The sequence below is a fragment of the Ruminococcus sp. AM26-12LB genome, from assembly GCF_003480785.1.
Taxonomy (GTDB): domain Bacteria; phylum Bacillota; class Clostridia; order Lachnospirales; family Lachnospiraceae; genus Blautia_A; species Blautia_A fusiformis.
On the sequence record NZ_QUJX01000001.1, the window covers coordinates 1 to 13,838 of the forward strand.

Sequence of the window (13,838 nt, forward strand, 5' to 3'; positions counted from 1 at the left end):
GTGGGAGAAGCAAGAATCCCCCTGCTTTAGCTGTGGGGAGTGTCAAGTTTTCTTTGTGTGGTATAATTTATATATCAGTAGGAGTGTTAATGAATAACAATACTATATTTGACGATGTTTTCCGGACAATGGTGGAGAGGATGACTTACCTGCTCGTTCCGCTTATCAATGAGGTGTTTCATACTTCGTATCCGGAGAATGTAAAGATTGTGCATCTTCGGAATGAGCATCAGCTGGAGGATGGGGAATTGATCACGGATGCCCGGCTGTTGATCGGGGATAAGGTGTATCATATTGAGTGTTAGAGTGCGGATGATACTATGATGGCGATCAGGATGTTTGAGTATGATTTTGCGATTGCTTTGGAGAGTAGGCGGAGAGTAGGACGGAAGTTTTATGTGGAGTTTCCGAGATCATGTGTAATTTATTTAAGATCTACGAAGAATACGCCGGATGTTGAGGAAGTGGAGCTGCTGCTTCCGGATGGGCAGGTGTGTGTATATCGTGTTCCGACGGTGAAGGTGGAGCGTTATACAAAGGATAGCATTTTTGAGAAGAATTTACTGATGTTACTTCCGTTTTATGTAATGAGATACGAGGAGTCGGCGCATATAATAGGTGAGGATTCTGAGAAACTACGAAGATTATTGAATAACTGTGCGTCGCATTCTCGTTACTTCAGTAGTGATGAGTTAGACGCACTATTTTTGAAAATGAACAGAACAAATGTTTGTAAACTCTTCTTGCGTATGGTATAATAAAAACATGGAGAAAAATATATTTAATATCAATAATAATGGACTTTCATATGGTAGAGGATATGTGTATTCACTGCAGTACCATCTGGTATGGTGTACAAAATATCGGAAAAAAGTTTTAAAAGATGGTATTGATGCAGAATGCAAAGAAATGCTCTGTGACCTTGCAGAAGAATATAAATTTCAGATTCTGGCAATGGAGGTTATGCCGGATCATATCCATCTGCTTGTAGATTGCAGACCACAGTTTTATATCTCGGATATGATCAAGATCATGAAGGGGAACATTGCCAGGCAGATGTTTCTTGTGCATCCAGAACTGAAGAAGGAGCTTTGGGGAGGGCATCTGTGGAATCCATCTTATTGTGCAGTGACGGTAAGTGACAGGAGCAGGGAACAGGTATGTTCTTATATCGAAGGGCAAAAAGAAAAACAGTAATCTGAAAGAACTCGTTTTTTATATTTGTAAGAAAGAGGAAAAAAGATGAGGACAGTATCCAGTTATGGCGTAGAACTGCGAAAACAGAATATCCCGATCCGCCAGACACTGGATATTTATCGTTCTGCGGTCAGCTGCCTGATTGAGATCTATGCCCAGGCATGGGATGAACTGGCAGTGATCACGGAACCTAAAAAACGTTTCAATACTGCAGAACATCTGGTGCATACCACAAAAAAGAATCAGGCAAGGTTTGATTTTGACCTGCGATTTCCAAAGATGCCTTCTTATCTCAGAAGGGCAGCTATCCAGCATGCCTTGGGAAGCGTATCCTCATATAAGACGAGGCTGGAACTGTGGAAAAAAATGGATAAGAAAGGCGGCACGCCGAAGCTGGTGTGTGGTAATCATGCTATGCCGGTATTTTACCGTGATGTGATGTACCGTGAAGATACGGAGGAAAAAGATGGAGCGTACCTGAAACTTTATGACGGCCATGACTGGAAATGGTTCCGGGTCAGTCTCAGCCATACAGATATGGAATATCTGAGGAAATACTGGGCGGGAAAAAGAACAGCAGCTCCCGTGCTGGAAAAAAGGCATCGTAAATACTTCCTGCGTTTTTCTTATACAGAAGAGGTGCCGCTTACAAAGGCACCTGTAAAAGAACAGATCATCTGCAGTGTGGATTTAGGGATCAATACGGATGCAGTCTGCACTATTATGCGGTCAGATGGAACTGTCCTGGGAAGAAAATTTATTGATTTTCCCAGTGAAAAAGACCGGATGTACCGTGTGCTGGGACGGATACGCAGGTTCCAGCGGGAACATGGTCCTGTACAGGTGAAAAGCAGATGGGCTTATGCGAAGCGTCTTAACACAGAACTTGGAAGAAAGATCGCAGGAGCAGTTGCAGGATATGCGGAAGAAAACCACGCGGATGTGATCGTGTTTGAGTATCTGGAAACAAAAGGAAAGATATCCGGAAGAAAGAAACAGAAGCTGCATTTGTGGAGAAAAAGGGATATCCAGATAAGATGTGAACATCAGGCGCATCGCAGAGGGATGCGGATATCCAGGATCTGTGCATGGAATACCAGCAGGCTTGCCTGTGATGGGTCGGGAACAGTTGTCCGTGATCCAGGCAATCACAGTTTATGTACATTCCAGAATGGAAAAAGATATAACTGTGATCTTTCGGCGTCCTATAATATTGGAGCAAGATATTTTATCCGGGAACTCTTAAAACCCCTTCCGGCAACGGAAAGGTCTTTGCTGGAGGCAAAAGTCCCTTCAGTAAAGCGTAGGATCTCATGTGTATATGCGGACTTAAGAGAACTATTTTCAGAAATGGAACTCTTAAGAGCAGCATAAACACAGGCAGATATACAGCGGATTACCTGCAGTGTGGGAACCTGCCATATCTGGCATGGAAAAAGCGCATGACTGTGCATATCCTAAGCTACAGGCGTATCCGCCGATATTTAGCCTTGTCGCTTAAAGCGACTGAGGAGCATGTGACTTTAGTCATGTGAGATCCACTAGATTGATTGTAAGGATATCAGATTACATTTTCCGAAAAGAAGAAAAAATCAAGGAGTAGATGAAGTTATGGGTGGAAAGGTTTTACAGTTGGAATCGGAACGCTTGTTTGAGCTGGGAGAAGCACGTGGGAAAATTATTGGAAAAGCAGAAGGAAAAGCAGAGGGCGAGGCTATTGGAGAAACGAGGATGAGGATGTTGATCAATCGTTTGATCGCGGATGGTCGAATGGATGAGATTGGGAAAATCATAGACAGTGCGGAGGCTTGCAGGGAGTTGTATAAAGAGTATGGTTTGTGAGAAATAAAGAGGATATTTTGTTACTGGTGACAAATGTCAGATTTTTACAGAAGAGAGGATATAAACATGGGTGTTTACAGGCGTAAGGCACAGTATCATGAGACGGATCAGATGGGGATCATCCATCATTCCAATTATGTGAAATGGATGGAAGAGGCTCGGATCGATTTCATGAAGGAGTTGGGCTTTGGTTATGGTGAGGTGGAGAAGCGGGGGATTGTTTCTCCGGTTGCAGAGGTTTCAGTTTCTTATAAGAAGCCGGTGCTTTTTGATGATGTAGTTGGGATTTCGGTTTCGGTGAAGAAGTACAGTGGTGTGGTTCTGGAGCTGGCTTATGAGTTTTTTAATGTGACCAGAAGTGAGGTTTGTACAGAGGCTTCCTCGAAGCATTGTTTTACCAGGAATGGGGAGCTGGTTTCTCTGAAAAAAGAGATTCCGGAACTGGATGTGCTGTTCAGAAGCTGTGTGAAGGGGGATTGAGTCTGATGGAAGTTGTGGAGATGCTTGATAATCTGAAGGAAAAGGCCCGCAGGGACCCGGCGCTTCGGGAGATGTTGCTTGCTACCCGCAGGGAGAAAGCGCCGCTGGCTGCTTTCTGTAAGAAGTGCCGGGAGCTTGGGGTTCCGGTTTATGAGATGGATCTGATCGCAGCTGGTGAGGAATTTTATGCAGCGATGAAGAGGAGTACCAATGGCGGCGGAGAGAATTCTCCGATGCTTGAGGGTGAGGATGATTTTTATGAACTGTTTTTTGCTGGGTTGGAGTGAAAAAATAGTTTCAAAATTCCGCATCAATATACTTCTCCAGCACCGGGAACTGTACACCACCAATCTTCAGTACCTGGCTGTGGAAAGCTTTCAGATCAAAGTCCTGGCCAAGGCGGTTCTGTTCGGAAGTGCATAAGTCCAGAAGACTTAAGTAGCCCCAGTAGTATTTCAGATAATTTCCCGGGGTTTCCAGGATATACTGGTAGATCTCGGAGACAACGGCGCTGTCTTCGATACCAAAGGCTTTTAGAAAGCTGGCGGCTTCGGCCTGAGTCCAGCCGTTGTAATGGATCTCAATGTCCAGAAGGGAGTACATGCATAAATTGATGCTTCGGTTCAGCCAGGAGATCCTAGCAAGCTCTGTGGCAGAAGGATCCTGAATATAATCGGCGGCGTACTGGTAGGCATAGGGTTCGATGTAGGTGGCCCATCCTTCTGCAAAGCCGGAGGTGCAGAGAAGATTTCGGATGTTGGAGGATTTTTGGCGTTGGAAGGTGACAGTCTGGTAAAGATGCCCCGGAAATCCTTCATGTGCCAGTGTGGTAAAAAGCTCCAGACCCTGGTAGTTGGCAGCCGGATTTATGTAGATCACATTGGGGGTTCCGGTATCCATAGGTGGGGTGAGATAAAAGGCGGGGCTTAGATATTCTTTCATGGAATCGTGGACTGTGCGGAGCTCAAAGGTGACATCTGTGAGAGGTGGGAAGTCTGTTTGGATCTTTTGCTGCAAGGCATTCAGCATCTGGGCAGGCTTTATTTCTCTGAAAGTGATTCCCCGGCTGAGAGTAGTCAGAAGCTCCGGGTTTTGTCGAAGTATGGTTCCTGCGATGCCGATCTCGTCGGAAAGCTGTCCGGAGAGTCGTTTTTCCATTTGCTTTACAGGAACGTAAGAGCCGGTCTGACTCTGAAGAAGATAGAGATAGTAGGCTTTTCCTCCCTTGAAATAAGTCAGGCCACGAGTGTTTTTTCCTGTGCCACGCAAAGCTTCCAGACCGGTCATAAGTTCCTGATAGGCTGGGATGACTTCTGTTTTCATAAGATTTTGGTGGGTCAGGACCAGAGCGTTCTGCTCTGAGGAAGGAAGTTTTCCATATTCGGATAGCTTTTTCTGGAAAATTTCCAGCATATAATTGTTGTCGGGATTCTGGATAAAAGCACTGCATTGTGCAAGGACCCGGTCCAGGGTAGTATCGCTCATAAAGAAGCCAGCTTCGGATTTCTTTTTTTCAAATTTCAGGATGCTCTGAAAGTATGGGCGGATGGTGGTGAGAAGATTGAGGTAGTCGGTGATATCACGATCTTCATAAAAGGCATATTCCGCCAGAAGAACCGGAAGCTGAGCCTGAATACCAAGACTTGGGCCAAGAGGCTCCTGAAGCAGATAATTGTCGCCCAGTGATTTTTCCGTGTGGTAATAGAGGAGCATGGAGTCCAGCGTCAGCTGATTTTCCGTGGAAAGGCGGCTGTAGCGGAAGGATTTCAGCTTTTTTTCGTACTGGCTGCAGATCTGGTATGTATTTTTCATATCTGTGGGGACAGTGCCAAGAGAAGCTTTTTTTCGCCGGATACCCTGTTTTTCCGGATGTGCCAGGGTATAATGGAGGGTAAGGGTGCTGCCGGAAACTTCATTTTGAAAAACTTTTCCGGAAAAGGCTTCGAATTTTCCGTTTTCTGTGATCCCGTGAGTGGAAAAATAACCGGCAGTAAGGCCGATGAGAAGTGCCAGGATAAGAAGCAGAGTGATGATAATAGGAGATTTATTTTTCCTGATTTTAAGAGACATAAGACAGTCTTTCATTACTGTTTACAGACATATACCATGTGGAGAGTGCTGATGGTCTCGAAGCAAACAGTAACGTCCTTTCAGAGTGGCGCTTTGTTCTATCATATTGGAAAATTACGGAATCTATGATATTATGTGAGCGGAAATATACAAAAATGGAGAAATAACATGAGTGATATTTATGATCTTGCAATTTTAGGCGGAGGTCCGGCAGGGATCACGGCAGCGATCTATGCGTCCAGGGCCAGGTTAAATACCATATGGATCGATAAAAACTTTGCACCGGGCGGTCAGGTCACAGCTACCTATGCGGTGGATAATTATCCGGGAATGCCGGGGATATCGGGCATGGATCTCGGAGAAGCCTTTGGGGCACATGCCCGGAAGCTGGGATTGGAACCGCAGCGAGAGAAGATTCTTTCCCTGGAAAATATTTCCGGAGAGATCAAGACGATTCGTACAAAAAAGCATGAATATCAGGCGAAAGCCCTGATCCTTGCATTTGGGGCAGAGCACCGGAAGCTGGATATCCCGGGAGAGGATGATCTGAGCGGCCTTGGTGTTTCCTACTGCGCTACCTGTGACGGAGCTTTTTATAAGGATCGGACCGCAGTGGTAGTGGGGGGAGGAAACGTGGCAGCAGAGGATGCAGTTTTTCTTTCCGGCCTCTGTGAAAGGGTATATCTTGTTCATCGCCGTGATGCGCTTCGAGCAGATCAGGCACTTCAGGAGAAAGTCTTTGCCTGTGAGAATATAGAAATGGTGTGGGACAGTGTTCCCCTTGAGATTCTGGGACAGGATGAAGTGACCGGTCTTAAGATCCGTAATATAAAAACAAATGAAGAGAGGGAATTGACCGCAGAAGGTGTTTTCATTGCTGTGGGGATCGTTCCTAATACGACACTTGTAAAGGACCAGCTCAAGCTGGATGAAAATGGATATATCTGTGCAGGAGAGGAGGGTGTTACCAGCGCACCTGGGGTTTTTGCAGCGGGGGATATTCGTACCAAGGCACTTCGCCAGATAGTAACTGCTGTTTCAGACGGAGCCAATGCAGTGGCTTCCGCACAGAAATATCTCTGGAGGAAAGATAATGGCAACGATTAAGGAAATCGCGCAAAGAGCAGGCGTGAGTACAACAACTGTTTCCAACGTCATACATGGAAAAACAAAAAAAGTATCTCCTGCCAATATTCAGAAGATCGAGAATCTTATCCGGGAGATGGGGTATGTCCAGAAAATGGGACTGAGAGTTCTGAATAAAGAAAAATCCCAGCTGATCGCAGTTGTGATCAATTATCATAAAGACTTCAAGGATTCTATCATCGGAGATCCTTTTTATGGAAAGATCATCGGTTTTATCGAGAAATACGTGCAGGAACTGGGATATTATCTGATGCTGTATTCCGCAAAGGATACAGATAAGATATTCCAGATGGTCATGGGTTGGGATGTAGATGGTGTTATTGCCATTTCCTTCAGCAAAAGCAACTGCGAAAAAATCTATCAGCTGATCAACAAACCGATCGTTTCTATTGATGCATATGGTGAGCTTGATGCAGGCCAGGAAAACCATGTCCTGAATATCGGACTGGACGACGAAAGTGGCGGCTATCTTATGACAAAATATCTTCTGGAATGCGGCTATGAGCATATCCAGGTTTGTGCAGGCCGTGATAATGGTGTGGATCATCTTCGTTACATGGGCGCTCAGCGGGCGGCGAAGGATCTTGCAAAGAAAAAGCAGAAGGTGCAGTTTACTGCTCTTGGAATGAACTACGCCAAACGAAAAGAAAGCTATGCGTGGCTGCTCCAGCGGAAAAAACCAAAGGCCGCACTGTTTTTCCTGTCGGACCTCTATGCATTGGAGGCTATCAGCTTTTTCAGCAGTCGTGGAGTAAAGATTCCGGAGGAAATCGGAATTGCAGGATACGATAACATCAGCTATGCGGAATTTTCCGTGCCTCGTCTGACTACTATCAGTCAGAATGTGGAGCAGAAGGCGTCTCTTGCAGTGGAAATTCTGATGGAACGGATCAATGGAGTGGAAAAAGAGCGTGAAAATGAGATCATGCTTCCGGTCACGCTGATCCCCAGGAGATCTGTACAGCCGCAGCATGAGGAAAAGTAAGTCTGCAGAGAATGTACCTGATCTGATCAGGGGGGTAGATACGAGAAGTCACTGCAGAACTGTGAAAAACAGAAAATCGGGACTTTCAATATAGTAAGAGTACAGAGAAAGAGTACAGAAAATCTGAGATATAAAGATATCAAAAGCCGAAATATACGGGAACTGTCAGTGTCTGACAGTCAGAGTATTTTCGGCTTTTTGTAAATTTACCTGAAATCGTAAAAGAGTTATCCTGTGTAGGTTCGTGCTGAAGATGTGGATAATAAACATTTGCTGTTCTATGTGAAACCTGCACAAAACCATGATTTTGAACTTGTTGCAATGATGGGTTATGTACATAACCTATTTACACAGCCTAACTTTGATGCTATAGTGTGAACATAAAGGTTAGGTACATAACCAAAGGGAAAGAGTACAGAAGGAGTGAATACCAGATGAAACAGATTCTGATCGCCACACATGGAAAAATGGCCTCCGGCATTCGTTATACAGCAGAGCTGATTGTTGGAAAAATGGCTGAGATCACAACCATTGATGCTTATGTGACACCGGAAGACAATGTGGAGAAAAAGTTTGAAGAATATTTCGCACAGCATGAAAACGACAGGATTTTCGTTTTCACAGATCTGATGGGAGGAAGCGTAAATCAGAAGCTTCTGAGATACAGCCAGAAAGAAAATGTCACACTGATTACAGGAACCAACCTTCCGGTCCTGATGCAGGTCATGATGGCAGATGACGATGTGACAGAGGAGGAGATCCAGGAGTTCATCGATGATGCCAGAGAAGAGCTTCAGATGGTAGACCTTGGCGGTGGAAAGAAATCCACATCTGAAAAAAATGCTGAAGAAGATACTGCACAGGGTATCGAAAATACTGCGCAGATTTCAGAAGGTGCTGCATCGTATGCAAAAAAATCCGCACCGAAAAAAGCTCTGGCTCCCCAGTCCTATGACAATTCCACAGCAAAGATCACCGCACTTCGTGTAGATGACCGTCTGATCCACGGACAGGTTGCCATGACCTGGACCAAACAGCTGGCAGTACAGGGAATCGTGGTAGCCAACGATGAGGCAGCCAACGACAATACCCAGAAGATGGCATTGAAAATGGCCGTACCGGGCGGAATCAAATCGCTGATCAAACCGGTGGATGAAGCCATTCGTATCTTAAACAATCCGAAGGCATCCAGGATGCGTATTCTGGTTCTGACAAGAACGGTAAAGGATGCTCTGAAGATAAGACAAAGTGTTGGTGAGATCGGATTTCTCAATGTAGGAAATACGGGACGTTTTGATGGGGTCGATGTTTCCGAGAAGCTTGTCCTGACCCCGACTATCATGCTGACAAAAGCAGAACAGCAGGCACTGAAAGAGCTGGTGGCTCTTGATCCGAAGGCCTGTATGCAGCAGGTACCCAATGATGAGCAGAAGCTTGTGAAGGATATACTGGACAAGCTTGACTGACATCCACTGAATAAATAAAACGTAGCACAAAAAAGGGAGGAAAGAAAAAATGTTAAATGCATTTCTTGTAGCACTTGCCGTATTTATCTGCGTCGGCGGTGCAGAGCTGATCGGATTTACCATGCTGAACCGTCCGATCGTCATCGGACCGCTGGTAGGTCTGTTGCTTGGAGATCTTCATACAGGAGTTATCATCGGAGCTTCATTGGAAGCTGTTTTCATGGGAGTTGTAAATATCGGCGGTGCTTCTGCGGCAGAGCCCGGAATCGCCACAGCTGTAGGAACTGCTTTTGCCATCATGCTTGGCAAAGGCTCTGAGGTTGCCCTGACACTGGCACTTCCTATCGGTATCCTTGGTCTTCAGATCAAAACAGTTCTTTATATCTTTATTGTAGGTATGTTTGCAAAAACCTTTGACCGCCTGGCAGCAGAAGGAAAAGAAAAACAGATCGTTGCTCTTCACTATGGGCTCTGGGCTGTAAACTGGTTTTTATATTCTCTGTTTGCATTCTTCGGGATCCTGTTCGGATCTGACGCAGTCAGCGCACTTCTGGATGCCATCCCGGATGTTGTTATGAATGGTCTGACAGTTTGCGGCGGACTTCTTCCGGCAGTAGGTATGGCAATGCTGATGAAGATGCTCTGGGACAACAAGATCTGTATGTTTTATTTCCTGGGCTTTGTTCTTGCAGCATACTTAAAGCTTCCGCTGATCGCCCTTGCCGTGATCGGTGTGATCATTGCCATTTCCATTGGTATGAACGATTACAAGCTGAACCAGCTTGCGGCACAGAGAGTGGCAGCTTCACCAGCCGGTGGTTCTGACGAATATCTTGATGAAGAAGAGGAGGAATTTTTCTCATGAGTAATTTAACGAAATCCATTCCTGCAGATGAAAGAAAAATGCTGAGAAAAGCGTTCTGGCGTTCCTTCACTCTGTATGCGGCAGTAAGCCCGGCAAAACAGGGAGCTTCCGGTTTCTGTTATTCCCTGATGCCGTTTATCAACAAATTTTACAAAAATGATGAGGAGGGCAAAAAAGCAGCCCTCACAAGAAGTATGTCCTATTTCAATACAACCATCACCTGTTCCACTTTCATTATGGGTCTTGTAGCTTCCATGGAGAAGAAAAACAGCGAGCAGAAGGATTTTGATGCAAGCTCTATCAATGCAGTCAAATCCTCTCTGATGGGACCTCTGGCCGGCATCGGTGATTCCATTTTCTGGGGCGTTCTCCGTGTGATCGCGGCCGGGATCGCAGTAGGTCTTGGTGCATCCGGAAACGTTCTGGCACCGATCGTGTTCCTGCTTCTTTTCAATATTCCGTCTATTCTTGTGAAATATTACGGAACCTTCCTGGGATACAAGCTTGGTTCCGAATACATCCAGAAGGTTTATGCAAGCGGTCTTATGAACATCCTGACAAAGGCTGCCAGCATTGTAGGTCTGATCATGGTCGGCGGCATGACTGCCAGCATGGTAACCTTTAATTCCACTTATGAACTCACCATGAAGGGTGAATCTGTTCTGAATCTCCAGAACATGCTGGACCAGATCTTTGTCGGCATCGTTCCTCTTGGACTGACTCTTCTGTGCTACTATCTGCTGAAAAAGAAAAATATCAGCATCACAGTTCTGATCATTGGTGTTATCATCCTGAGCATCCTTCTCTCTCTTCTTGGAATTGCATAAGCCTTAAGGATAAGGAATAAAGATCAGAATTATGAAAAGGCGGGCCGTATAGGGTCCGCCTATAAAAAAGCCTAAAAAAAGTTATATCGAAATAACTGACCGCAAAAAGGGCAGTTGAAGAACACCTGACCGGATATAAATAAGCAGCAAATACGGATTATAAATATCTGCTCAATGCAAAATAAAGGAGACATAAGAAATGAAAGATTGGTGGAAGAATTCCGTTGTATATCAGATTTATCCAAGAAGCTTTAAGGACTCCAACGGAGATGGCTTTGGCGATCTCAGGGGTATTATTGAAAAGCTCCCCTACCTTCAGAACCTTGGGATCGATGTGATCTGGCTTAGTCCTGTTTTTGACTCCCCACAGGACGACAACGGTTACGATATCAGTGATTACCGGAAGATCTACGCAGGTTTCGGAAGTAACGAGGACATGGATGAGCTGATCCAAAAAGCTCATGAGCATGGTATCAAGATCGTTCTGGATCTTGTTGTCAACCATACTTCCGATGAGCATGCATGGTTTGTGGAAAGCCGGAAGTCAAAAGACAGCAAATACAGTGATTATTATATCTGGAAGGATCCGAAAGCAGACGGCAGTGAGCCGAACAACTGGGGTTCCAGCTTCTGCGGAAGTGCCTGGGAATATGACGAAGAGCGTGGCCAGTATTACCTTCATTTCTACAGCAGAAAGCAGCCGGATCTCAACTGGGAAAATGAAACTGTCCGTAAGGAAATCTATGATCTGATGAAGTTCTGGATGGATAAAGGTGCTGATGGATGGCGCATGGATGTGATCGCGTCTATCTCCAAGGATCAGTCCTTCCCGGATTACCCGAAAACGGATGACCGCAAGTATTATACAGGAAAATATCACAGCAACGGACCAAGACTTCATGAGTTTATCCATGAGATGAACCGGGAGGTGCTTTCAAAATATGACTGTATGACGGTAGGTGAGGCGCCGGGCTCCACACCGGAGGTTGCAAGACTGTTTACAGATCCGGAGCGTGAGGAGCTGAATATGATCTTCACATTTGAGCATATGAACATCGACCGTATTCCGGGCTCTGTAAACCGCAAGTGGGAATTGAAGCCTTTTGATCTCCGTGATCTGAAACGTGTTATGAGTGAGTGGCAGAACAAGCTTTATAACAAGGGCTGGAATGCTCTGTATTTTGAAAATCATGACCAGCCACGTGTGATCTCCAGATGGGGAAATGATACTACTTACCGCGAGGAATGTGCAAAGGCTTATGCTACCGTTCTCCATGGTATGCAGGGAACTCCTTATGTATATCAGGGAGAGGAGATCGGTATGACAAACGTGCAGTTTCCGCTGGAGGAGTACGAGGATATCGAGGTTCGTAATGCATATCAGGATCTTGTCGTTAAGAACAAAACCATTTCTGAGGATGATTTTCGCAAGGCAGTATGGAACAAGAGTCGTGACAATGCCAGGGTTCCGATGCAGTGGGATGACAGCGAAAATGCAGGATTTACGACCGGTAAGCCATGGTTCCGCATTTCTGATCGTTACCAGGAGATCAATGTAAAAAAAGCTCTGGAAAAAAATGATTCCGTGTTTTATTATTATAAGGATCTGATCTGTCTTCGTCATGAGGAAGAGCTTCTCACAGAAGGTGACTATCAGCTCCTTCTTCCGGAAGATGAGAGGATCTTTGCATATTTAAGAACCTCCGACAAAGAGCAGTGGATCGTGGTGGCAAACCTTTCTGAGGATACGGTAAGTACAGAAGGTCTTGTGAAATATGTGTCCGATAAAGAGGATATTAAGATTGCAAACTATAAGGACAGAACAGGAATCAAAGCGGACTTAAGACCGTACGAGGCGTTTATGATGAGGATCCGGTAATTCCTGAGCTGTTGTATATGTAGTAGTAAAGTGGAAGAAAAGTCTCCGCTTTACAGAGAGCAGGTATGAGTATTTGTGCGTATCTGTACTGCCAAAGGATATACGGGTGCAGTGCAGATGCGCTTTTTGCCTGTGAGGAGAAGACAAACAGGAGGAATTTATGGAAAAATATATCATTGCAGTGGATATGGACGGAACTCTTCTGAACAGCGAGAATAAGATCTCTGAAAGGAACAGAAATGTTCTGCAACGTCTGATCGATGACGGACATTATGTGGTGCCGGCAACCGGAAGGACCAGAGAGCTGATTCCCCAGGAGTTTTCTGTGCTCCGGGGTGTGAAATGGGGAATCGTGGAAAACGGCTGTGTTGTCTGGGATTACGATAAAAATGAGATGATCTGGCGAAAAACCATGCCAAAAGGAATGGTGAGAAAAATCCTGAAAGAGGTGGAAAACAGCGGTGCAAAAGGCTGGATCGCAGAGGCTTATGCAAATGGGATCGCCTATTCCGATGCGGATGCCAGAGATTATGTGGCATCTGTAGCGGACAAAGATCTGCTGGAGAAAACCTTTGTGGATTATTTTCTCAGCAGACATAAATATGTTAAGGATTTTTATCATCAGGAAGATATTCTGGATCAGGCAGAGAAGATCAATATTTATTTTGATGATATGGAGAACAGCAGGGAACTTCGCGAGAAATGGAAGGATCTGGATGATGTGGCAGTGACCACTTCCATCAGCGGCAATGCGGAGTTTAATGCTGCAGGTGTGGACAAGGGTGTGGGTCTTGCCATGCTCCGCACAAAGCTTGGTATTGACCGGATGCATGTGATCGCTTTCGGAGATAATGAGAATGATCTGGAAATGCTGGAGGGTGCGGGCATTGGTGTTGCCATGGGCAACTCCAAACAGTATGTAAAGGATGCCGCCAATGAGGTGACCGGAGATAATGATCATGATGGTGTGGCGGAATTTCTGGAGAGGTTTTTCGGGCTGTAAGCTGTGGGCGATCGTGATCGCTGACATAAGAGACAGGGAAATGTATTTTTCTCTGTCTTTTTTTATTTTCATTTTCTG

General features: G+C 45.3%; 15 protein-coding genes. 14 read left to right on the forward strand and 1 reads right to left on the reverse strand.

The features are described 5' to 3' along the window. The first annotated feature begins 89 nt into the window (after nucleotides 1–89). The 7 genes from DW694_RS00005 to DW694_RS00035 all read left to right on the forward strand — a co-directional run bounded on the left by DW694_RS00005 (nucleotide 90) and on the right by DW694_RS00035 (nucleotide 3,806). Nucleotides 90–305 (forward strand): hypothetical protein, encoded by a 216-nt coding sequence (locus DW694_RS00005; RefSeq protein WP_059086284.1) that lies wholly within the window; start codon nucleotides 90–92, stop codon nucleotides 303–305. A 15-nt stretch (nucleotides 306–320) separates the two neighbouring features. Next, the gene (locus DW694_RS00010) at nucleotides 321–758 is read left to right on the forward strand and encodes a hypothetical protein (protein WP_147420716.1); all 438 of its coding nucleotides are present in this window, start codon (nucleotides 321–323) and stop codon (nucleotides 756–758) included. Nucleotides 759–765: 7 nt separating this feature from the next. Further along, entirely contained in the window at nucleotides 766–1,197 is a 432-nt protein-coding gene (gene tnpA, locus DW694_RS00015; RefSeq protein ID WP_021651194.1) for an IS200/IS605 family transposase, read from the forward strand. Between the two features lie 45 nt (nucleotides 1,198–1,242). Beyond that, nucleotides 1,243–2,571: a transposase gene (locus DW694_RS00020; RefSeq protein WP_118752335.1), complete on the forward strand. Its 1,329-nt coding sequence runs from the start codon at nucleotides 1,243–1,245 to the stop codon at nucleotides 2,569–2,571. Nucleotides 2,572–2,808: 237 nt separating this feature from the next. Beyond that, the gene (locus DW694_RS00025) at nucleotides 2,809–3,039 is read left to right on the forward strand and encodes a hypothetical protein (RefSeq protein WP_059086280.1); all 231 of its coding nucleotides are present in this window, start codon (nucleotides 2,809–2,811) and stop codon (nucleotides 3,037–3,039) included. 66 nt (nucleotides 3,040–3,105) lie between these two features. Continuing rightward, nucleotides 3,106–3,519, forward strand: coding sequence for a thioesterase family protein (locus DW694_RS00030; RefSeq protein ID WP_242981939.1), 414 nt, complete (start codon nucleotides 3,106–3,108; stop codon nucleotides 3,517–3,519). 5 nt (nucleotides 3,520–3,524) lie between these two features. Further along, the gene (locus DW694_RS00035) at nucleotides 3,525–3,806 is read left to right on the forward strand and encodes a hypothetical protein (RefSeq protein WP_021651190.1); all 282 of its coding nucleotides are present in this window, start codon (nucleotides 3,525–3,527) and stop codon (nucleotides 3,804–3,806) included. Nucleotides 3,807–3,816: 10 nt separating this feature from the next. Here DW694_RS00035 and DW694_RS00040 read toward each other — a convergent pair whose 3' ends face one another. Beyond that, nucleotides 3,817–5,589 (reverse strand): DUF885 domain-containing protein, encoded by a 1,773-nt coding sequence (locus DW694_RS00040; RefSeq protein ID WP_286186684.1) that lies wholly within the window; start codon nucleotides 5,587–5,589, stop codon nucleotides 3,817–3,819. 168 nt (nucleotides 5,590–5,757) lie between these two features. On the opposite strand from DW694_RS00040, the gene trxB reads away from it, so the two are divergent. The 7 genes from trxB to DW694_RS00075 all read left to right on the forward strand — a co-directional run bounded on the left by trxB (nucleotide 5,758) and on the right by DW694_RS00075 (nucleotide 13,760). Further along, the gene (gene trxB / locus DW694_RS00045; protein ID WP_114001924.1) at nucleotides 5,758–6,696 is read left to right on the forward strand and encodes a thioredoxin-disulfide reductase; all 939 of its coding nucleotides are present in this window, start codon (nucleotides 5,758–5,760) and stop codon (nucleotides 6,694–6,696) included. Continuing rightward, nucleotides 6,683–7,720: a LacI family DNA-binding transcriptional regulator gene (locus tag DW694_RS00050; RefSeq protein WP_270427410.1), complete on the forward strand. Its 1,038-nt coding sequence runs from the start codon at nucleotides 6,683–6,685 to the stop codon at nucleotides 7,718–7,720. The genes trxB and DW694_RS00050 overlap by 14 nt, the downstream gene beginning before the upstream one ends. Before the next feature lie 434 nt (nucleotides 7,721–8,154). Then, nucleotides 8,155–9,186, forward strand: coding sequence for a PTS mannose/fructose/sorbose transporter subunit IIAB (locus DW694_RS00055; protein ID WP_118752336.1), 1,032 nt, complete (start codon nucleotides 8,155–8,157; stop codon nucleotides 9,184–9,186). Between the two features lie 49 nt (nucleotides 9,187–9,235). Next, nucleotides 9,236–10,051 carry a PTS sugar transporter subunit IIC gene (locus DW694_RS00060; RefSeq protein ID WP_118062547.1) on the forward strand — a complete coding sequence of 272 codons (816 nt, stop codon included), beginning with the start codon at nucleotides 9,236–9,238 and terminating at the stop codon, nucleotides 10,049–10,051. Continuing rightward, entirely contained in the window at nucleotides 10,048–10,878 is an 831-nt protein-coding gene (locus DW694_RS00065; protein WP_118062548.1) for a PTS system mannose/fructose/sorbose family transporter subunit IID, read from the forward strand. Before DW694_RS00060 ends, DW694_RS00065 begins: the two co-directional genes overlap by 4 nt. Nucleotides 10,879–11,077: 199 nt before the next feature. Continuing rightward, nucleotides 11,078–12,757 (forward strand): alpha-glucosidase, encoded by a 1,680-nt coding sequence (locus DW694_RS00070; protein ID WP_118752337.1) that lies wholly within the window; start codon nucleotides 11,078–11,080, stop codon nucleotides 12,755–12,757. A gap of 160 nt (nucleotides 12,758–12,917) precedes the next feature. After that, nucleotides 12,918–13,760: a Cof-type HAD-IIB family hydrolase gene (locus DW694_RS00075; RefSeq protein ID WP_118752338.1), complete on the forward strand. Its 843-nt coding sequence runs from the start codon at nucleotides 12,918–12,920 to the stop codon at nucleotides 13,758–13,760. Nucleotides 13,761–13,838 lie beyond the last annotated feature (78 nt).

Coding starts and splice junctions, on each gene's coding strand:
- DW694_RS00005 (WP_059086284.1), top strand. CDS start 90: ATGAATAACAATACTATATTTGACGATGTTTTCCGGACAATGGTGGAG.
- DW694_RS00010 (WP_147420716.1), top strand. CDS start 321: ATGATGGCGATCAGGATGTTTGAGTATGATTTTGCGATTGCTTTGGAG.
- tnpA (WP_021651194.1), top strand. CDS start 766: ATGGAGAAAAATATATTTAATATCAATAATAATGGACTTTCATATGGT.
- DW694_RS00020 (WP_118752335.1), top strand. CDS start 1,243: ATGAGGACAGTATCCAGTTATGGCGTAGAACTGCGAAAACAGAATATC.
- DW694_RS00025 (WP_059086280.1), top strand. CDS start 2,809: ATGGGTGGAAAGGTTTTACAGTTGGAATCGGAACGCTTGTTTGAGCTG.
- DW694_RS00030 (WP_242981939.1), top strand. CDS start 3,106: ATGGGTGTTTACAGGCGTAAGGCACAGTATCATGAGACGGATCAGATG.
- DW694_RS00035 (WP_021651190.1), top strand. CDS start 3,525: ATGGAAGTTGTGGAGATGCTTGATAATCTGAAGGAAAAGGCCCGCAGG.
- DW694_RS00040 (WP_286186684.1), bottom strand. CDS start 5,589: ATGTCTCTTAAAATCAGGAAAAATAAATCTCCTATTATCATCACTCTG.
- trxB (WP_114001924.1), top strand. CDS start 5,758: ATGAGTGATATTTATGATCTTGCAATTTTAGGCGGAGGTCCGGCAGGG.
- DW694_RS00050 (WP_270427410.1), top strand. CDS start 6,683: ATGGCAACGATTAAGGAAATCGCGCAAAGAGCAGGCGTGAGTACAACA.
- DW694_RS00055 (WP_118752336.1), top strand. CDS start 8,155: ATGAAACAGATTCTGATCGCCACACATGGAAAAATGGCCTCCGGCATT.
- DW694_RS00060 (WP_118062547.1), top strand. CDS start 9,236: ATGTTAAATGCATTTCTTGTAGCACTTGCCGTATTTATCTGCGTCGGC.
- DW694_RS00065 (WP_118062548.1), top strand. CDS start 10,048: ATGAGTAATTTAACGAAATCCATTCCTGCAGATGAAAGAAAAATGCTG.
- DW694_RS00070 (WP_118752337.1), top strand. CDS start 11,078: ATGAAAGATTGGTGGAAGAATTCCGTTGTATATCAGATTTATCCAAGA.
- DW694_RS00075 (WP_118752338.1), top strand. CDS start 12,918: ATGGAAAAATATATCATTGCAGTGGATATGGACGGAACTCTTCTGAAC.